Source organism: Vibrio sp. QJM3NY_39, from assembly GCF_057785895.1.
The window spans coordinates 3573264-3594168 of record NZ_CM173505.1; the positions used below are offsets into that span (position 1 = coordinate 3573264).

A 20905-nucleotide genomic window follows, 5' to 3' on the forward strand; every position below is an offset into this window, starting at 1 on the left:
TATGACGATGCAAGCCTTTAACTTTGATAACCTGACTCCTGACTTCATGTGGTACGCACTGGAGAGCATTGGAGTTCGTGCTGAATCCGGGCTTCTCGCTCTCAACAGCTACGAAAACCGGGTATATCAATTCACCGATGAAGACCGTAAACGCTACGTCGTTAAGTTTTATCGTCCGCAGCGTTGGAACACCGCACAGATCCAAGAAGAGCACGACTTCGCGTTAGAGCTGATCGAACAAGAGTTACCGGTTGCTCCACCTATGCGAATCAACGGCGCAACCTTGCATGAATATCAAGGCTATCTATTTGCACTATTTGAAAGTGTCGGTGGCAGGCAATATGAAGTCGATAATCTAGATCAATTGGAAGGCGTTGGACGCTTCCTTGGCCGTATTCATAAAGCCAGTGCCGGAAGAACATTTCAGCATCGCCCGACCATCAGCTTAGATGAATACCTTTATCAGCCACGTAAGATTCTAGAGAACTCTCAGTTTATCCCAACGCACCTAGAGAACGCGTTCTTCAATGACGTCGACCTTCTGATTAAAGAACTAGAGAGCCAGTGGCCGAGTAACATTGACAACATTCGTCTCCATGGCGACTGCCACCCGGGCAATATATTGTGGCGCGATGGGCCAATGTTCGTCGATCTTGATGACGCGCGTAATGGTCCTGCTGTTCAAGATCTATGGATGCTGCTTAACGGTGAGCGCCAAGATAAGCTGATGCAACTCGATATTCTGCTAGAGAGTTATCAAGAGTTTTGTGATTTTAATCCTTCACAACTGAAACTAATCGAACCACTACGCGGTCTACGTATGGTGCATTACATGGCATGGTTGGCGAAGCGATGGCACGATCCAGCGTTTCCTTTGGCCTTCCCATGGTTTAATGACCCGAAATATTGGGAGCAACAAGTACTTGCTTGTAAAGAGCAAATTGCTACCCTGCAAGAGCCACCACTTTCGTTAATGCCTCAGTGGTAAACGCAATCGCAACATACAACTAGATAAAAATTCAAACATAATGGAGATTGGATAAATGAAAAAGCTATTCGCATTTTTCTCATTGATCATGTTGAGCCTTTCAGCTCACGCTGCGAAATTTAACGAAGGTGAACACTACAAAGTTCTCGATCTAGAAGCATCAAAAAAACCAATGGTGACAGAGTTCTTCTCTTTTTACTGCCCACACTGTAATAGCTTTGAGCCAATCATCCAGCAGCTAAAACAACAGCTACCTAAAGACGCTAAGCTACAGAAGAACCATGTTTCATTCATGGGTGGCAACATGGGCCTGCCAATGAGCAAAGCTTACGCGACCATGATTGCACTGAAAATTGAAGATAAAATGGTGCCAGTGATGTTTAACCGCATCCACACCATGAACAAGCCACCACGCGATGAAGCAGAACTGCGTCAAATCTTCCTAGATGAAGGCGTTGATGCTAAGAAATTCGATGCGGCATACAACGGCTTTGCAGTAGATTCGATGGTTCGTCGCTTCGACAAAGCATTCAAAGACAGCGGCTTGTCAGGCGTTCCAGCTGTTGTAGTAAACAACCGCTACCTGATTGACGCTCAAGGTATTAACTCTCTCGATGAGTACTTCGAGCTGGTTAACTTCTTGTTAAAGAAGTAAGGTAATGATTAAAGGAAGCTTCGGCTTCCTTTTTTTTCCTAGTTCAAAAATCATCATTGATAAATAATCAGCCATAAAACTCAGAGCTTTACTGGTATTAATAACCCGTCCTAAGAACCGGTGGGCAAGGAGCCCTTAAATGAAAATAAAAATCACACTTCTCGCATTAAGCGTTGTTACTTCGCCAGCCTTTGCCAAACTTGCAGACGAACAAGGTTTCAGTGGTGAAATCTCTATCAATACCGGGGTAACCTCTTCCTCCTCAAATTTTAATACCGATGCTGATAGCACCCTCTCGTCAAATAAACAGAAAGCCTCATCTGAAAGCTCATTTCTTGTCGCACCTTTAGGCAGTGTCGCTTACACCTTTGGTGAGAAGCTAAATCACCAGGTGTACACAGGTACCGCTCGTGATGATGTGGCAACCGGTACTGTAGTGCTGGAGGTTGGCTATAAATACCAACTAGAGTCAGGCATGACCATCGACGCGTCACTCCTGCCAACCATTATGTCAGGTGAAACTTGGGCGAATCCATACACAGAAGACGTTGCTCGAAGCAAAACCGATGAAACCGGCAATGCCTTTCGTTTGAAATTAAGTAGCATCGCAGGTTCTGCATTCTCGCTAGACATGGCCTACGCGACTAAAGATGTGAAAGATGATCGAGTTGAAGAAGCTCTACAGCGTGATGCCGAAACTTTCTACCTGAAAGGCCAATACCGCGTTCCATTGAGCCGCACCATGATGCTTATCCCATCGATCATTTATCAAACAAGAGATGCCGACGGTAACGCTGAGTCTTACGACCAATTTGGTGGTGAAGTCAGCTTATTTGGTGGCATGGGTCGCCATCAATATGCACTAACGGCGGGCTACAACCAACGTTCTTACGATGCCAGCAACCCGATCTACGACAAGAAACGCAGTGATGACAACATCAACCTGTTTGCCGCGTATGAATATGACCGATTTATGGATTGGGAAAACTGGTCGTTTGTTTCTCTTGCGGGTTATGGCACCAGCGACTCGAATATAACCTTCTACGATGAATCGCAATACATCGTCTCAGTCGGCCTGAACTACAAGTTCTAGTTAGGCATCACTACTCGCTCATAACCATTAGTTCATAACAACGAAAGCCTGCGTAAAAAGCAGGCTTTCTTGTTTTTATACCAATCGTAGTAAATAAATGACCCGTTATTTACTACGACTGGCATGACTACACCGCTTGAGCCGTGAGTTGTTTCAACAAGCGATCCATCGCTCGATAGCCAAGCGCCTCCGATAAATGCTTCTTTTCAATCTGCTCATTACCGTCAAGGTCAGCAATGGTTCGCGCTACCTTGATGATTCGATGATAGGCACGGATCGATAAACCCAATCGATGCAGTGCGGTCTCGAGAAACTCCGCATCTTCCCGTCGCAATGGGCAATACTTTTCAATTTCTCGGCTACCTAACAGTGCATTCGACTTATGGTTTCGAGATAACATCAACTGACGCGCTTGTTTAACTCGTTGCTTCACGACTTGAGTGGTTTCTCCACGATCGCCTCCTTCGGCTAACATCCCTTTGGGCAATAGAGGGATCTCCAATGACATATCGAATCTATCCAACAATGGCCCAGATAAGCGGTTGAGGTAACGCAGGATAATTTGCGGGTTCGCTCGAGCTTGATTGCCCTCGTAATATCCTGTTGGGCTTGGGTTAAGCGCACCCACCAATTGAAAGCGCGCCGGAAAACGCGTCTTACCCGCGACACGGGAGATAATGATTTCACCCGACTCTAGCGGCTCTCGCAGTGAATCAAGCACCTTACGCTCAAACTCTGGCATCTCATCAAGAAACAATAAGCCATTATGCGCCAAAGATATCTCACCGGGGCGAGGTATCGAGCCACCACCGACCAATGCTGCCATCGAACTCGAATGGTGTGGGGAACGGAAAGGTCGTTGTTTCCAGTTGTATTGATTGATCTCTTGTTGCGTTAAAGAGGCTACCGAAGCGGTTTCCATCGCTTCGCCGTCACTCATTTCAGGCAACAAATCGCGTAATCGAGAAGCCAACATGGTTTTCCCAGTTCCAGGCGGGCCGAGAAAAAGTAGGTTATGGTTGCCCGCTGCGGCGATCTCCAGTGCTCGCTTACCTTGCTGCTGGCCAATAATATCTTGTAAGTCACGACTATCAGACACATCGACATGATGATGCTCGGTTCGATATAGACCAAGCTGAGCCTGGCCACACATATCCGCACAAACCTCTAGCAAGGTTTGCGCTGATTTATGGGCCCCCTTGCCGACTAAGGCCGCCTGATCACCATTTTGGTGTGGAACCACTAAGCATCGTTCGACACTATCGGCGGCTAACGTCGCAGGCAGAACGCCCTTTACCGAGCGCAATTCTCCTGACAATGCCAACTCACCGATAAATTCATGTTGAGCTATTTTTGATGTCGGAAGTTGATCTGACGCCACCAAAATCCCAAGCGCGATTGGCAGATCGAAACGTCCTCCCTCCTTGGGTAAATCAGCAGGCGCGAGGTTGACCGTGATCCTTTTCGATGGAAATTCAAAACGAGAATTGATGATGGCACTCCTGACTCGATCTTTAGATTCCTTGACCGTCGTTTCAGGTAAACCCACCAACGTAAACCCAGGCATACCGTTGCTTATATGCACTTCAACAGTCACTTCTGGTGCCTCTACTCCCACACTAGCTCGGCTATGAATTATCGCGAGTCCCATAACTTTCCTTTGTCTTTGATTTAAAAGTATTCGCTCTGGGTATTCGTTGCTCACCAAAGCGATAAGGTTGTTATATAGCTTGGTGGAATGGTGTTTTAATGTGAAAAAAGAATGACATTTTCCTTGTCATACTGCAGATTTGTGTGATAACACTAGAGATGTAGACTTTTACTGAAGACAATAAACGAGAAAACTCGAATATTATGATTTTTAACGCTCGCATTTACGCACTGATTAACCTGATTATCGTAGTCATTATTAAGACTGCGCGGGGGCGAGTGGGAAGAAAGTAACCACGAATTAGAAAAAACCCCCGCACTGAAAAGTCCGGGGGTTTTTTCTAATTTAGCGATTCGATTTTTATAATTTTTATTATTTTTATTATTTTTATTATTTTCGGCCTTGCCGATTTACAGGAAGAATGGGAGCACAAGATGTGCAAAGACAACGGAAACAATGACCAAAATAAAGGTAATACGGAGGGATTACGATGAAAGGCGCAGAACTAGTCGTATCCGCACTCAAGCAACAAGGCATTGAGACCGTATTTGGTTACCCAGGTGGTGCCATCATGCCAATCTACGATGCACTTTATGACGGCGGTGTTGAACACATCCTTTGTCGCCATGAACAAGGTGCTGCAATGGCTGCCATTGGTATGGCGCGTGCAACACAAGACGTGGCTGTTTGTATGGCAACCTCAGGCCCAGGCGCGACTAACCTAGTAACAGGTCTTGCTGATGCCTTTATGGACTCCATCCCCCTCGTCGCTATCACTGGTCAAGTTGCTAGCTCCCACATCGGTACCGATGCATTCCAAGAAATGGATGTAATTGGTATGTCTCTGTCATGTACTAAACACAGCTACCTCGTTACCGATATTGAAGATCTTGCGCCAACATTGGCTGAAGCATTTATCGTTGCAAAAGCAGGGCGTCCCGGTCCGGTTATTGTCGATATCGCTAAAGATGTTCAACTAGCCGAATCCCCTGTAAAAATTCTTCCTGAATTTACACCACCAGCCATTCCTGTTGCGACAACGGATGCTATTGAACAAGCTCAGTACTTCTTGTCTCAAGCGACTCGCCCTGTTTTATACGTAGGTGGTGGCGTTCAACTGGCGAAAGCAACCGATGCAGTTCGCGAGTTTTTACGCCTTAACCCAATGCCGGCCGTAAGCACACTGAAAGGCTTAGGCACTATCGAGCGTGACGACCCACACTACCTTGGCATGCTTGGTATGCACGGCACTAAAGCCGCTAACCTAGTGGTTCAAGAAAGTGACCTGTTGATTGTTGTTGGCGCTCGTTTTGATGACCGAGTAACAGGCAAGCTTGATACTTTTGCTCCTCACGCAAAAGTTATCCATATCGATATCGATGCGGCAGAGTTCAGTAAACTGCGCCTAGCTGATGCGCCAATTCGCGGTGACATCAACAAGATCCTGCCTCAACTAGAACTGAGCCAAGACATCTCATCTTGGGTTCATCACTCAGAAGGTCTTCGTAGCTCATTCAAGTGGCGCTACGACCACCCTGGTGATCTGATCTTTGCTCCACTACTGCTAAAGCAGTTATCAGACATGATGCCAGCAAGCTCTATCATTTCGACGGATGTTGGCCAACATCAGATGTGGGCCGCTCAGCACATTCAGCCTCGCGATCCACAAAACTTCATCACCTCAGCCGGTTTAGGCACTATGGGCTTTGGTTTACCAGCCGCTATGGGTGCATCGGTTGGCCGTCCTGATGACCAATCAATTCTTATCTCTGGTGATGGTTCATTCATGATGAACATACAAGAGCTTGGCACGCTAAAGCGTCGTCATATCCCAGTCAAGATGGTGCTTCTGAATAACTCTCGCTTAGGCATGGTTCGCCAATGGCAATCTCTGTTCTTTGATGGCCGACACAGTGAAACCATCTTGGATGACAACCCTGATTTCGTCATGCTCGCGAAAGCATTTGATATTCCGGGCAAAACCATCACGCGTAAAGAAGAAGTAGAACCAGCATTGAAAGAGATGCTAGAAAGCAAAACCGCTTACCTACTTCATGTTCTTATCGATGAAGAAGAAAACGTATGGCCACTAGTACCGCCAGGTGCTTCAAACAGTGAGATGTTGGAGAACACATAACATGAAAAGATACCTATTAGACATCAAAGCCGATGATAAGCCAGTACTACTAGAGCGTGTTCTTCGTGTTATTCGTCACCGTGGCTTCATTGTTAAGCAAGTTGCGGGCACTCAAAACCACGAAAGCAAAGTGGCGAGTGTAGAGATCATTGTCGACAGTGACCGTCCGATCTCTTTTTTGGTAAACCAAATCGAAAAGCTGTGGGATGTACGTTCCGTTGACGTTATCTCTATCAGTCGTAATGAATTGCCAAATAACAACTTACAGCAAAAGATAAACGCATAAGGAACCGCAAACATGACAGCTAAAACAGCAGACTATATTTGGTTTAACGGTGAAATGGTTCCTTGGGCAGAGGCGAACGTTCACGTCCTGACTCACGCAATGCACTACGGTACTTCTGTGTTTGAAGGCGTTCGTTGTTACAACACGCCAAAAGGGCCGGTAATCTTCCGTCACCCAGAGCATGCAAGACGCCTAAAAGACTCAGCAAAAATCTACCGCTTTCCAATTCCTTTTACTGAGGAAGAAATTATGGAAGCGACTCGCGAAACGCTGCGCCAAAATAAGCTACAGTCTGCGTACATACGTCCACTGGGCTTTGTAGGTAATGTTGGTTTGGGTGTGTGTCCGCCAGAAAATACTGAGATGGATCTGATCATCGCTGCGTTCCCTTGGGGTTCTTACCTAGGTGAAGAAGCGCTAGAGAATGGTGTAGATGCGATGATTTCAAGCTGGAATCGTGCCGCTCCAAATACTATCCCTACCGCTGCGAAAGCTGGTGGTAACTACCTATCTTCATTACTGGTTGGTGGTGAAGCTCGTCGTCATGGTTACGATGAAGGTATCGCACTGAGCGTCGATGGTTACCTTTCAGAAGGTGCTGGCGAGAACATATTTGTGATTCGTAACGGTGTGTTATCAACGCCACCAGCAACCAGCGCGATTCTACCGGGCATCACCCGTGATTCAATCATGACACTAGCAAAAGACATGGGTTACGAAATCCGTGAAGAAAACATTGCTCGTGAAGCGCTATACCTTGCCGATGAAGTATTCATGACAGGCACAGCTGCAGAGATCGTTCCGGTTCGCAGTGTAGACAAAATTACAGTAGGTGAAGGCAAACGCGGTCCTATCACTGAAAAAGTTCAAGCAGCTTACTTTGGTTTATTCAATGGAACCACTGAAGATAAGTGGGGCTGGTTAGACTACGTTTATCCAGCAGACCATGCGTCAGAAAACCAAACACAAACAAATAAGTAAGCAACAGCCAAATATTTTATAAGGATTTAAACAATGCCAATCTATCGTTCAGCAACGACAACCCACGGACGCAACATGGCTGGTGCGCGCGCTTTATGGCGTGCAACTGGCGTTAAAGATGATGACTTCGGTAAGCCAATCATCGCGGTTGTAAACTCTTTCACTCAATTCGTACCAGGCCACGTTCACCTTAAAGATATGGGTCAACTGGTTGCGGGTGAAATAGAGAAAGCGGGCGGTATCGCTAAAGAATTCAACACCATCGCAGTCGATGATGGCATCGCAATGGGCCACGGTGGCATGCTGTACTCACTACCATCACGTGAGCTTATTGCAGACTCAGTGGAATACATGGTCAATGCACACTGTGCGGACGCAATGGTGTGTATCTCTAACTGTGACAAAATCACTCCGGGAATGATGATGGCTGCAATGCGCCTTAACATCCCAGTGATCTTTGTATCAGGCGGCCCAATGGAAGCAGGTAAAACCAAGCTTTCAGATCAAATCATCAAGCTCGACCTTGTTGATGCAATGATCCAAGGTGCCGATCCAACGATTTCAGATGAGCAAAGTGAGCAAGTAGAACGTTCTGCATGTCCAACCTGTGGTTCATGTTCAGGTATGTTCACAGCTAACTCCATGAACTGTCTAACAGAAGCACTTGGCCTATCTCAGCCTGGTAACGGTTCTATGCTAGCGACGCACGCAGACCGTGAAGAACTGTTCATCAATGCCGGTAAGCGCATCGTTGATCTAACCAAGCGCTACTACGAGCAAGACGACGAATCAGCACTGCCACGCAACATCGCAAACCGCGCAGCCTTTGATAATGCGATGGCGCTTGATATCGCAATGGGTGGTTCTAGTAACACAGTACTTCACCTTTTAGCGGCCGCTCAAGAAGGCGACATTGATTTCGATATGGATGATATCGATGCGATGTCTCGCCGTGTTCCACACCTATGTAAAGTGGCACCTTCAACACCGAAATACCACATGGAAGACGTTCACCGTGCTGGTGGCGTAATGGCTATCCTAGGTGAGCTTGATCGTGCAGGCCTACTGAATAATCAAACTCGCACCGTACTTGGCTTAAGTATGCAAGAGCAGCTCGCTCAATACGACATCATGCAAACAGAAGACGAAGCCGTGCTTAAGTTCTTCCGTGCAGGTCCTGCAGGCATCCGTACCACCAAAGCCTTCTCACAAGATTGCCGTTGGGATCGTCTAGATGACGACCGCAAAGAAGGTTGTATTCGTACCAAAGAGAACGCATTCAGCCAAGAAGGTGGCCTAGCGGTACTTTCAGGTAACATCGCCGTTGATGGTTGTATCGTTAAGACCGCGGGTGTTGATGAAGAAAACCTAAAATTCCAAGGTCCTGCAATCGTATTCGAAAGCCAAGATACGGCAGTAGAAGGCATCTTAGCGGGTAAAGTAAAAGCAGGCGAAGTGGTTGTCATTCGTTACGAAGGTCCTAAAGGCGGCCCGGGTATGCAAGAAATGCTCTACCCAACGACTTACCTAAAATCGATGGGTCTAGGCAAGTCTTGTGCTCTTCTAACCGATGGTCGTTTCTCTGGTGGTACATCAGGTCTGTCTATCGGTCACGCTTCTCCAGAAGCAGCAAGCGGTGGTGTAATTGGTCTAGTGAACACAGGCGATATCATCACTATCGATATCCCTAGCCGCTCAATCACGCTTGATGTTCCTGAAGCAGAACTAGAAGCGCGTCGTGTTAAGCAAGATGCTCTAGGCTGGAAACCAGAAAACCGTCAACGTGAAGTGTCTTTCGCACTGAAAGCTTACGCAAGTATGGCGACCAGCGCCGACAAAGGCGCTGTGCGTGATAAGTCTAAGCTTGAGGGCTAACTATGAGTGATGACACCTCCAGCCCCAAAAAACAAAGTGGCGCAGATTATCTGCGCCAGATCCTGAGAGCACCGGTTTACGAAGCAGCAATCGTGACGCCGCTGCAAGATATGCCACGTCTGAGTGCGCGTATCGGTAATCAGGTTCAGCTAAAACGCGAAGATCGCCAACCTGTGCACTCGTTCAAGTTGCGTGGTGCCTACAACATGGTATCAAGCCTCAATGAGCAACAGAAAGCCGCTGGTGTGATTGCGGCATCCGCAGGGAATCACGCACAAGGAATGGCGTTATCTGGCTCTAAGTTGGGTATTCAAACCACAATCGTGATGCCAAAAACGACACCTGACATCAAGGTTGATGCAGTACGCGGATTTGGCGGTAAGGTCGTTTTACACGGCAGTAATTTCGATGAAGCGAAAGCGGAAGCGGAACGTCTGTCGGCTGAACATGGCTTCACCTTTGTTCCTCCTTTCGATCACCCACTCGTGATTGCAGGGCAAGGTACGATGGGTATGGAGATGCTGCAGCAAAACGGCCACATGGATTATATCTTTGTGCCGGTTGGTGGTGGTGGCTTAGCCGCTGGTGTTGCAGTGCTAATCAAACAACTAATGCCAGAGATTAAAGTGATTGCGGTAGAGCCTGAAGACTCGGCTTGCTTGAAAGCAGCACTGGATGCGGGTGAACCAGTGGTACTGGATCAGGTCAGCATGTTTGCTGATGGTGTTGCGGTTAAACGCATTGGTGAAGAAACCTTCCGTCTTTGCCAACAGTACATTGATGGTCATATTACCGTCTCCAGCGATGAAATTTGCTCTGCGGTAAAGGACATCTTTGAAGATACCCGTGCGATTGCTGAGCCTTCAGGAGCGCTTGCTCTGGCTGGCTTGAAGAAGTTTGCAGAACAAAACCAACTGCAAAATAAGCAACTAGCAACGGTACTGTCTGGTGCGAACACCAACTTCCACGGTCTGCGTTATGTCTCTGAGCGTTGTGAATTGGGTGAGAAACGAGAAGGTCTACTTGCGGTGACTATTCCAGAGCGACAAGGTGCGTTCCTAGAGTTCTGTAACATTATTGGTGGTCGAGCGGTGACTGAGTTTAACTACCGCCACAACGACGAAAGCCTAGCGAATATCTTCGTTGGTGTACGTCTGCAAGGTGGACAAGAAGAGCTCGAGCACATCATCAATGACCTACGTGAAGGCGGCTACCCGGTTGTCGACCTCTCAGATGATGAGATGGCAAAACTGCACATTCGCTACATGATTGGCGGTAAACCATCGAAACCTCTGAAAGAACGCCTATACAGCTTTGAGTTCCCAGAATACCCAGGTGCATTGATTAAATTCCTTGATACCTTAGGTACTCACTGGAATATCAGCCTGTTCAACTATCGTAACCACGGTGCCGACTACGGTCGTGTGCTGTGTGGCTTCGAGCTCGGTGATGACGATTTAGCTCAGTTCTCTACACACTTAGAAGAACTTGGCTACCAGTGCAAAGATGAAACAGACAACCCTTCCTACAAGTTCTTCTTGTCTTAAGAGTTAAGCTATCGAACCAAAAAGAGCGAGTATTAACTCGCTCTTTTTATTTGAGCGTTTCCGATAAACCTCACACGATCTTATTTCAAATAGATCATTAAAGTGCTTTACGATGATCTAACCAATCTTGGTGAAGCTGTTCACTTGATCCTAGATATTTGACCATCCATTCGATCAATTTATGGTTATCGTCTTTTCGCCACACCAAACAACAGTGACTCTGTGGGCTCGGTTCAGGCAGTATTTTTTCCACTAGCAAGCCTTGTTCGATAATAGGCGCGGCAATATGCCTTGGCATGTAACCCACCCCAACACCATTCTTGAGGCACTCTATCGCACTGTACCAATTAGGTAATAGAAGACGTCTCTGACTCGCATAATGGCCAGTGTGACGCTTTGGCAGTACGCTAGAGGTATCATCCAAGCAGATCGCAGGATACTGGCTAACAAAGACTTCATTAAGGTTTTGCTCTCGCACACACGGGTGACTGGGTGACATTACAAATGCCCAATCTAACCGCCCCATATCCTTAACTTCAAAGTCACCGCCAACCGGAATCGCCGAAGTGGCTCCAATGACGACATCGGCCCTACCCTGTGCAATGGCTTCCCAAGAACCATTAAACACTTCCATGTTGATCTGCAGCTCAGCGAACTCAAAGGTTTGATAAAACTCTTCAATCATAGGCTTCATCTTGTCGAGCTTAACCACGTTATCAAGGGTTAGACGTAAGGTTTTCTTCCAACCACGCGCAGCTCGGCGAGTTTGCGCACTGAGTTCTTCCATCTGTCTCAGCAGTTGACGAGCCTCTTCAATAAACAGCTCCCCAGCAGGCGTCAGCTCTACTTTTCTTGGTAAGCGTCTGAAAAGTAGAACATCAAGCTCTTGCTCTACCTGCCGAACCCCATAGCTGATCGCCGATGGTACTTTGTGCAATTGCTCTGCAGCCGCAGTGAAGCTGCCCAAGCGAGCAACGGTATCAAGCATTTCTAACGAGGATTTAGAGAACATAAGCCTTCAAATTTTTTGATTGATAACTACATATTTTAGCGTTTTATTTTATCAGCTCTGAAAAATAGAATGTCAGCATAAATAAACAGGGGTTCTTACTCCTGAATATCTAACAATTTTTTTGATGATAAAAACATCACTACCTTTAGCTTAATGGCATCTTATGAATATTTCTAAATTTCAATTGGTCTACCTTGCAGTTCTTTCCATGCTTGGCTTTATTGCGACCGATATGTACCTTCCTGCATTTAAGGCAATGGAAGTCGATTTTGCAACTGGTCCAGAGCAGATTGCTCTGTCTCTAACCGTATTCCTTGGTGGTATGGCAATGGGTCAGCTTCTTTGGGGCCTGGCGAGTGACAAGTATGGTCACCGTAATACGCTAGCGGTTGGTCTTGTTATCTTTACTGCAGCTTCATTCGGCTTAGCATTCAGCACCGAGGTATGGCACCTACTAACACTGCGCTTCATTCAAGCGATCGGTGTGTGTGCGCCTGCGGTAATTTGGCAAGCAATGGTTATTAAGCGTTACTCTCAAAGCAGCAGCCAGCAAATTTTTGCGACTATCATGCCTCTAGTAGCGCTATCTCCAGCATTAGCACCGCAACTGGGTGTGTTGCTAGCAGATAGCTTTGGTTGGCACAGTATCTTTATCACACTGACGCTAATGGGCGCATTGTTGATCGCAACGACCATGGCTCAACCAAAAGAAGCGCCAGAAGTAAAACAAACGTCGATCAAAACCGATATCAAAGCACTGCTTCATTCAAAGCCTTACATGGGTAATGTGTTGATGTTTGCTTCAGCGTCAGCAGCGTTCTTCGCTTACCTAACCGGTATGCCAGAGATCATGGCTCAGCTGGGTTATGAAGCAAAAGACATCGGTTTGAGCTTTATTCCACAAACCATTGCATTTATGGCGGGTGGTTACTTCGGTAAGCAGGCTGTGAAGAAGTATGGCGATGGTGTCGTACTAAGAAATCTTATTGGTTTGTTTAGTGTTGCCGCATTACTAATTTTCATTGCATCACAATGGGCACTGACTTCAATCTGGCCTCTACTGGCACCTTTCTGTCTAATTGCCGTAGCGAATGGCGCACTTTACCCAATCGTAGTAAACCGTGCTCTATCAAGCGCGAAACAGAGCCCTGCGACAGCGGCTGGCTTACAAAACAGCCTGCAAATCAGTATTAGTGGCCTAGCAAGTGCATTGGTTGCAGCAATGGCAAGCCAAGCACTAAGCGCAACAGGTATCGCGGTAGTAATTTGTTTAGGTGCACTGTGGATTGGCTATATTGTTTCGAATAAAGAGCTTTCTGAACACTTCGCAACACCGGATAACTCTCGAGTAGTTGCTGACGATAAACAAGACTAGTTTCTCGTTTAACAAAAACAAAAAAGAGCGAGTAATCTCGCTCTTTTTTTAGGTTCATCGCGGCTTTCCGGGGAAAGCCGCTTTTATCTTCAAGAAGAAGTAGTCTGTATCTCGATACCCATACCCCATTCGCTTGATTAACTTTATCTTGTTGTTTATCCCTTCAAGTGTGCAGGTGTTCAACGGATAACTTGCCGATGCGATAATGCCGTGAAGATAAGGACTCAGTTTTCGTGCGAACTCTTTCAATGGCTTAATTCCACTCTCTTGCACTTGTTCCCACCACGTGTCCCAGAGCCCCTTCGCGTGCCCTTCGGATTCACAATACCAAAGCTCTTTGAGTTGGGCTCCGAGTATATAAGTGGTCATTAAGTCCTTATTGATATTCAATATTTCAGTAAGATAGCTATCTTGACGTGTATTTAAGTTGCCTCTATTTTTCAGCAGTACCCACCGTGAGCGCTTCACCCATTGCCTCGCTTTTTTATCTTGCTTGAGTTTGTTGGCTTGGTCGACTCTGACTCTATCCATCACCTCGCGACCGAACTTAGCAACAACATGGAATAAGTCGTAAACGATTTTTGCGTTCGGGCAGTGCGCTTGAACTTCAAGGTCAAAAGCCGTATTCATGTCCATCGCTACTGCTTCGATATTTACCCCATTCTCGCCTAGCTGCTCGAAGAACGGCCGTATGTCCTTGCGGCTGCGGCCTAATCCAACCCAAATGACTTGATGAGTCTTCGCATCAGCGATGACGGTGGCATATCGATGCCCTTTAAAGATGGCGAACTCATCCATCACGAGCTGCTTTAGCTCACCCCATTTCACTGGCGGCACCACTTGTCGAAGTCGGCGTTTATCTATTTCTTTAATGGTGTGCCAATGAACGCCCGTAATTTGGGATATATGCTTAATGGGAAGCAGGGGTAGCAGTTGTTCTATATAGCTTTTTAGGCGCTTTGTTATACGAGCATAAGGCTCTAACCAAGAGAGAGATTCTGTTTTTATGCCGCAGTCACGACACTTAATCCTTCGAGTTTGAACGGAAAGTTCAACAGGCACACCGAGCAACATGGCATCCTTTACGTGACGCCATTGATACTCATGGATAGCCTCGGCCTCAAGACCACAAAGGCATTTAGCCTCAGAGCTAGGTTTAAGAGTCAGGGTAATAAGTGATGCTGTCTGGAGAGACTTTACTATTTGAAAGCCTTCCCAGAATGAAGATAGGAAAGTATGATTCGGCATAGAAACGGTAGTTTGTGTATGATTTTTGTTTGGCGACTAAACCATATCACTTACTACCGTTTTTGTTTTTAGTTCCCGCTAATCCGCGATGAACCTTTTTTTATATCTAAAGTTATTTAGAAAGCAGCCAGTAGCATTGCGACTGGCTTGTATCAGAATATCTTTTGGACATTAGTACTTACTTCTTAGTTGGACGTTTCCAATCAGCAATCTTACGTTCTTTAGCACGGCTGATAACTAACTCATTTTCAGCAACATCACGAGTTACTGTAGAGCCAGCACCAACGGTAGCGCCATTACCAATAGTAACTGGAGCAATTAATTGACTATCTGAGCCAACGAATACGTCATCGCCGATGATGGTCTTAAACTTGTTTGCGCCATCATAGTTACAAGTGATAGCACCTGCACCCACATTTACACGTTGACCGATCTCAGCATCACCTAGGTAAGTAAGGTGATTCGCTTTCGAACCTTCACCAAGACGAGTGTTCTTCACTTCAACAAAGTTACCTACATGCGAATTGTTACGCATGTCAGCACCTGGACGTAAGCGAGTGAAAGGGCCAACCGTACAGTCTTCACCGACCGTTGCACCTTCGATTACACTGTATGGACGCACGATGGTGTTGTCATCGATCTCACAGTCTTTCAATACACAACCGGTACCGATAACCACGTTGTCGCCAATGCTTACGCTACCTTCAATGATAACGTTAGTATCAATCTCAACATCCATACCGCACTGCAATTCACCGCGTAGATCAAAGCGGCTTGGGTCACGCAGCATAACGCCTTGCTTCAATAGTTTGTCGGCTTGCTCTGCTTGGTAAGCGCGCTCTAAACGAGCCAGTTGAGAGCGGTCGTTTACGCCTTCAACTTCAATTGGGCTTACTGGGTGTACAGCTTCTACAGCACGACCTTCATCGTGAGCCGCTGCAATAACGTCTGTCAGGTAGTATTCACCTTGTGCGTTATCGTTACTTAAGCCAGACAACCAACGCTTCAGATCGCCACCAGTCGCCACCATAACGCCAGTGTTGATCTCTTTGATAAGCTTCTGCTCATCCGTTGCGTCTTTTTGTTCAACAATAGCCACAACAGGGCCATTACGACGAATAATACGACCGTAGCCCATTGGGTTATCTAACACGACCGTAAGTAGCGCGATGCCACCGTTTGGTTGAGCGTCTAATAGGTTTTCAATGGTTTGAGGTGAAATCAATGGAACATCACCGTATAGCACGAGTACTTTTTCATCATCAGCGAAATGTGCAGATGCCTGATCCACAGCGTGGCCAGTACCCAACTGCTCAGCTTGCAGTGCCCAGTTTACCGATTCTTCAGCTAAAGTAGCCTTCATCTGATCACCACCATGACCGTAAACCAAGTTGATGTTTTGAGCACCAAGACCATTACATGTATCGATAACATGCTTCACCATCGGCTTACCCGCAAGAGTATGCAGAACCTTTGGTGTGTTTGAATACATGCGAGTGCCTTTGCCCGCTGCGAGAATTACCGCACTAAACTTCATTGTAAACCTATCCAACATTATTTTTATTAAGCCGATATTGTAACCGTTTTTAGCCAAAAAATTAAATATCAATGGCAACTAAACCATTACTGATACGTAAAACTGAACATTTCCGTGATTCCAGAAAAGCAAAAAGGCGACCCTAAGGTCGCCTTTATTACAGAACCAATAATCTTATAAAAGATTAACGGCGCTGTTTTGTCAGTTCGATAACTCGTAACTGAGCAATGGCTTTAGCCAGTTCACCGGCCGCTTGTGCGAAGTCTATGTCGCCATGCTGATTTTGGATATTCTCCACAGCCTTGCGTTTAGCTTCTTCCGCCTTTGCTGCGTCTAGTTCTTCACCACGGATAGCCGTATCAGCCAGTACAGTCGCTGTACCAGGTTGAACTTCTACCATACCACCAGAAACATAAATAATTTCTTCGTGGCCGTGCTGCTTAACAATACGCACCATACCAGGCTTGATAGCGGTCAGCAGTGGAGTGTGACCATGGAAAATACCAAGCTCACCCTCACTGCCGGTCACCTGAAACGTCTCAACAAGGCCTGAGAAAATTTGTTTCTCTGCACTTACAACGTCTAGGTGAAAGGTTATTGCTGCCATATCGCCTCCTAGTTAGCCTTATAGCTTCTTAGCATTCTCAATAGCTTCGTCAATTGCACCACAGTACATGAACGCTTGCTCTGGAATGTCATCGTATTCACCAGATAGAAGACCTTGGAAGCCACGTAGAGTCTCTTTAAGAGGTACGTAAACGCCTGGGTCACCTGTAAATACTTCCGCTACGTGGTAAGGCTGAGTTAGGAACTTCTCAATCTTACGAGCACGAGATACAACTTGCTTATCTTCTTCAGATAGCTCGTCCATACCTAGGATAGCAATGATATCTTTCAGCTCTTTATAGCGCTGAAGAGTAGACTGAACGCCACGAGCGATGTCGTAGTGCTCTTGTCCAACTACCAATGGATCCAGTTGACGTGAAGTAGAATCTAGCGGGTCGATCGCTGGGTATAGACCCATAGATGCGATATTACGGTTAAGTACTACCGTTGCATCTAAGTGAGCGAACGTTGTTGCTGGAGACGGGTCAGTCAAGTCATCCGCAGGTACATATACCGCCTGTACAGACGTGATAGAACCAGCTTTAGTTGACGTGATACGCTCTTGTAGAACACCCATTTCTTCAGCTAGTGTAGGTTGGTAACCTACCGCAGAAGGCATACGACCTAGAAGTGCTGAAACTTCAGTACCTGCTAGTGTGTAACGGTAGATGTTATCAACAAACAGTAGAACGTCACGACCTTCGTCACGGAAACGCTCAGCCATTGTTAGACCAGTCAGTGCAACACGTAGACGGTTACCTGGTGGCTCGTTCATCTGACCGTAAACCATCGCTACTTTTGATTCTTCAGGGTTTTCGATGTTTACAACACCTGCTTCCTGCATCTCAAAGTAGAAATCGTTACCTTCACGAGTACGCTCACCTACACCTGCAAATACAGATAGGCCTGAGTGTTGAAGTGCGATGTTGTTGATAAGTTCCATCATGTTAACGGTCTTACCTACACCAGCACCACCGAATAGACCGATTTTACCACCCTTAGCGAATGGACAAATCAAGTCGATTACTTTAACACCAGTTTCTAGAAGAGAAGTCTCGTTAGACTGCTCTTCGTAGCTTGGAGCTTCGCGGTGAATTGCGTAATGCTCTTCAGCACCGATTTCACCACACTCATCAATTGCGTCACCTAGGACGTTCATGATACGACCAAGTGTCTTAGTACCTACTGGTACCGAGATTGGAGCGCCAGTATTTTCAACTGTCAAACCACGACGTAAACCATCAGAGCTACCCATTACGATTGCGCGTACTACGCCACCGCCAAGTTGTTGCTGAACTTCAAGAACTAGACGTTCTGTCACTTCATTAACATTCAGAGCATCGTATACACGAGGTACTTCGCCCTGTGGGAACTCTACGTCGACTACCGCACCAATGATCTGTACGATCTTACCTGTAGCCATCGTTAATCCTCTAACTATTTAGTTTTACCTAAGCTTAAACCGCAGCTGCGCCTGAAACGATCTCAGAAAGTTCTTGTGTAATCGCCGATTGACGGGCTTTGTTATACACAAGTTCTAAGTCATCAATAATGTCACCAGCGTTATCTGTTGCTGATTTCATTGCAATCATTCGAGCTGCTTGCTCACAAGCAAGATTCTCGACCACACCTTGATACACTTGAGATTCGACGTATCGAACTAATAGTGCATCTAGTAGTGGTTTTGGCTCGGGCTCATAAATGTAATCCCAAGAATGACTGCGTTTCATTTCTTCGCTGTCTGATTTAGGCAAAGGAAGTAATTGATCGATCGTTGGTTCTTGAACCATAGTGTTTTCAAATCTGTTAAACACTACGAACAGGCGATCCAATTCACCTTCATCATATTTCTTCAGCATAACGCTTACAGAGCCAATCAAGTCTTCAAGGCTTGGACGATCGCCCAGACCAGAAACTTGAGCTGCTACTTTCGCGCCGCTGTTATTGAAAAATGCTGTTGCTTTAGAGCCTACAATTGCAAGCTCTACATCAGCACCTTTCTCAGACCAATCTTTCATGTCGTTCATAGCTTTTTTGAACAAGTTAATGTTCAAACCACCACAAAGACCACGGTCTGTAGAAACGATGATGTAACCAACACGTTTGGCTTCACGTTCCTCAAGATAAGGATGCTTATACTCGAGGCTACCATTAGCCAAATGACCGATCACTTTACGCATTGTTTCTGCATATGGACGAGTAGCTTCCATTGCGTCTTGAGAACGACGCATTTTCGAAGCTGCTACCATTTCCATTGCTTTCGTAATCTTCTGTGTGCTTTTAACACTACCGATTTTATTACGTATCTCTTTTGCGCCGGCCATCGTTACTCTCCGTTAATGGTATGAGGTGGCCCTAAGACCACCTACCAATTACCAGGTCTGGGTTGCCTTGAAATCGTCAACAAGCTTCTTCAGCTCAGCTTCGATTTCTTTGTTGAAAGCACCCGTTGCGTCGATCTGTGTTGCTAGATCAGCGTATTGACCACGAGCAAACGACAGTAAAGCAGCTTCAAAATCTAGAACTTTAGACAGTTCTACGTCTTGAAGGTATCCACGCTCTGCAGCGAAGATTACTAGAGCTTGGTCAAATACAGACATAGGAGCATATTGTTTCTGCTTCATCAGTTCTGTAACTTTTTGACCGTGGTCTAGTTGCTTTTTGGTCGCTTCATCAAGATCCGATGAGAACTGTGCAAATGCTGCAAGTTCACGGTATTGAGCTAGAGCAGTACGGATACCGCCAGATAGCTTCTTGATGATTTTAGTCTGCGCCGAACCACCTACACGAGAAACTGAGATACCAGGGTCAACAGCTGGACGTACGCCCGCGTTGAATAGTTCAGTTTGTAGGAAGATCTGACCATCAGTAATCGAGATTACGTTCGTTGGTACGAATGCAGATACGTCACCAGCTTGCGTTTCGATGATAGGAAGAGCAGTTAAAGAACCAGTCTTGCCTGTCACTTCACCGTTAGTGAACTTTTCTACGTATGCTTCGCTTACACGAGCAGCACGCTCTAGTAGACGAGAGTGAAGGTAGAAAACATCACCAGGGAACGCTTCACGGCCAGGTGGACGCTTAAGTAGTAGTGAAATTTGACGGTAAGCTACCGCTTGCTTAGATAGATCATCATAAACAATCAGTGCATCTTCGCCGCGATCACGGAAGTATTCACCCATCGCACAACCAGCATACGGTGCAAGGTATTGCAGCGCTGCAGATTCAGAAGCAGATGCAACAACAACAACAGTGTTTGCCAGTGCGCCGTGCTCTTCTAGTTTGCGAACTACGTTAGCAATAGTCGACGCTTTTTGGCCGATAGCTACGTAGATAGAGAAAATACCAGAGTCTTTCTGGTTGATAATCGCATCGATCGCCATTGCTGTTTTACCAGTCTGACGGTCACCGATTACTAGTTCACGTTGACCACGACCGATAGGGATCATTGAGTCAACTGACTTGTAACCAGTTTGAACAGGTTGATCTACCGATTTACGGTCGATTACACCTGGTGCGATAATTTCTACAGGCGAAGTTAGTTTCGCTTCGATAGGACCTTTACCATCAATTGGCTCACCTAGCGTGTTTACAACACGACCAAGCATTTCAGGACCTACTGGTACTTCAAGAATACGACCAGTACCTGTAACTTTCATGCCTTCCTGTAGGTCAGCATACGGGCCCATTACAACAGCACCAACCGAATCACGGTTCAAGTTTAGTGCTAGCGCGTAACGGCCACCCGGTAGTTCGATCATTTCACCTTGCATCACGTCCGCTAGGCCGTGGATGCTAAGGATGCCATCGCTTACAGAAACGATAGTACCTTCATTGCGAGCTTCACTAACAACGTCGAAAGATTCAATACGTTGTTTAATTAGATCGCTAATTTCAGTGGAATTAAGTTGCAT

17 protein-coding genes are annotated in these 20905 nt (G+C 46.3%); 9 read left to right on the plus strand and 8 right to left on the minus strand.

Features of this window, described 5'->3' with window-relative positions:
• The first annotated feature begins 1 nt into the window (after position 1).
• From AC3CHU_RS15930 to AC3CHU_RS15940, 3 genes are all read left to right on the plus strand, one after another.
• Complete coding sequence (locus AC3CHU_RS15930; RefSeq protein ID WP_171309178.1) at positions 2-988, plus strand: serine/threonine protein kinase; 987 nt, start codon at positions 2-4, stop codon at positions 986-988.
• Positions 989-1043: 55 nt separating this feature from the next.
• Positions 1044-1643: a thiol:disulfide interchange protein DsbA/DsbL gene (locus AC3CHU_RS15935; protein WP_054548312.1), complete on the plus strand. Its 600-nt coding sequence runs from the start codon at positions 1044-1046 to the stop codon at positions 1641-1643.
• A gap of 139 nt (positions 1644-1782) precedes the next feature.
• Positions 1783-2736: a DUF2860 domain-containing protein gene (locus tag AC3CHU_RS15940; RefSeq protein WP_114634148.1), complete on the plus strand. Its 954-nt coding sequence runs from the start codon at positions 1783-1785 to the stop codon at positions 2734-2736.
• Between the two features lie 127 nt (positions 2737-2863).
• Here AC3CHU_RS15940 and AC3CHU_RS15945 read toward each other — a convergent pair whose 3' ends face one another.
• Positions 2864-4387: a YifB family Mg chelatase-like AAA ATPase gene (locus AC3CHU_RS15945; protein ID WP_488524906.1), complete on the minus strand. Its 1524-nt coding sequence runs from the start codon at positions 4385-4387 to the stop codon at positions 2864-2866.
• Between the two features lie 490 nt (positions 4388-4877).
• Between AC3CHU_RS15945 and ilvG the strand changes: the two genes are divergently transcribed.
• Genes ilvG through ilvA form a run of 5 tightly spaced genes read left to right on the plus strand, consistent with a single transcriptional unit; the run spans position 4878 to position 11213 of the window.
• Positions 4878-6524, plus strand: a complete 1647-nt coding sequence (ilvG, locus tag AC3CHU_RS15950; protein WP_488524907.1) for an acetolactate synthase 2 catalytic subunit — start codon at positions 4878-4880, stop codon at positions 6522-6524.
• Position 6525: 1 nt separating this feature from the next.
• Positions 6526-6810, plus strand: a complete 285-nt coding sequence (gene ilvM / locus AC3CHU_RS15955) for an acetolactate synthase 2 small subunit (RefSeq protein WP_017077311.1) — start codon at positions 6526-6528, stop codon at positions 6808-6810.
• A 12-nt stretch (positions 6811-6822) separates the two neighbouring features.
• A complete protein-coding gene (locus AC3CHU_RS15960) occupies positions 6823-7791 on the plus strand; it encodes a branched-chain amino acid transaminase (RefSeq protein ID WP_065205707.1) in 969 nt (322 codons plus the stop codon).
• A 33-nt stretch (positions 7792-7824) separates the two neighbouring features.
• Positions 7825-9666, plus strand: coding sequence for a dihydroxy-acid dehydratase (ilvD, locus tag AC3CHU_RS15965; protein ID WP_054548317.1), 1842 nt, complete (start codon positions 7825-7827; stop codon positions 9664-9666).
• Positions 9667-9668: 2 nt separating this feature from the next.
• Positions 9669-11213 carry a threonine ammonia-lyase, biosynthetic gene (gene ilvA / locus AC3CHU_RS15970; protein ID WP_054548318.1) on the plus strand — a complete coding sequence of 515 codons (1545 nt, stop codon included), beginning with the start codon at positions 9669-9671 and terminating at the stop codon, positions 11211-11213.
• Positions 11214-11310: 97 nt separating this feature from the next.
• On the opposite strand, the gene punR is transcribed toward ilvA, so the two are convergent.
• On the minus strand, positions 11311-12225 hold the full coding sequence (punR, locus tag AC3CHU_RS15975; RefSeq protein WP_237291183.1) for a DNA-binding transcriptional activator PunR: 915 nt from the start codon (positions 12223-12225) through the stop codon (positions 11311-11313).
• Positions 12226-12388: 163 nt separating this feature from the next.
• Between punR and punC the strand changes: the two genes are divergently transcribed.
• Positions 12389-13600, plus strand: a complete 1212-nt coding sequence (punC, locus tag AC3CHU_RS15980; RefSeq protein ID WP_488524908.1) for a purine nucleoside transporter PunC — start codon at positions 12389-12391, stop codon at positions 13598-13600.
• Between the two features lie 54 nt (positions 13601-13654).
• Here punC and AC3CHU_RS15985 read toward each other — a convergent pair whose 3' ends face one another.
• From AC3CHU_RS15985 to atpA, 6 genes are all read right to left on the minus strand, one after another.
• On the minus strand, positions 13655-14848 hold the full coding sequence (locus AC3CHU_RS15985; protein ID WP_488524348.1) for an ISL3 family transposase: 1194 nt from the start codon (positions 14846-14848) through the stop codon (positions 13655-13657).
• Positions 14849-15026: 178 nt separating this feature from the next.
• Positions 15027-16385 carry a bifunctional UDP-N-acetylglucosamine diphosphorylase/glucosamine-1-phosphate N-acetyltransferase GlmU gene (gene glmU, locus AC3CHU_RS15990; protein ID WP_065608163.1) on the minus strand — a complete coding sequence of 453 codons (1359 nt, stop codon included), beginning with the start codon at positions 16383-16385 and terminating at the stop codon, positions 15027-15029.
• Positions 16386-16569: 184 nt separating this feature from the next.
• The gene (locus tag AC3CHU_RS15995; protein WP_004735742.1) at positions 16570-16992 is read right to left on the minus strand and encodes a F0F1 ATP synthase subunit epsilon; all 423 of its coding nucleotides are present in this window, start codon (positions 16990-16992) and stop codon (positions 16570-16572) included.
• Positions 16993-17010: 18 nt separating this feature from the next.
• A complete protein-coding gene (atpD, locus tag AC3CHU_RS16000; RefSeq protein ID WP_017077305.1) occupies positions 17011-18414 on the minus strand; it encodes a F0F1 ATP synthase subunit beta in 1404 nt (467 codons plus the stop codon).
• A 34-nt stretch (positions 18415-18448) separates the two neighbouring features.
• Positions 18449-19315: a F0F1 ATP synthase subunit gamma gene (gene atpG / locus AC3CHU_RS16005; protein ID WP_004735739.1), complete on the minus strand. Its 867-nt coding sequence runs from the start codon at positions 19313-19315 to the stop codon at positions 18449-18451.
• 48 nt (positions 19316-19363) lie between these two features.
• On the minus strand, positions 19364-20905 hold the full coding sequence (gene atpA / locus AC3CHU_RS16010; protein ID WP_004735737.1) for a F0F1 ATP synthase subunit alpha: 1542 nt from the start codon (positions 20903-20905) through the stop codon (positions 19364-19366).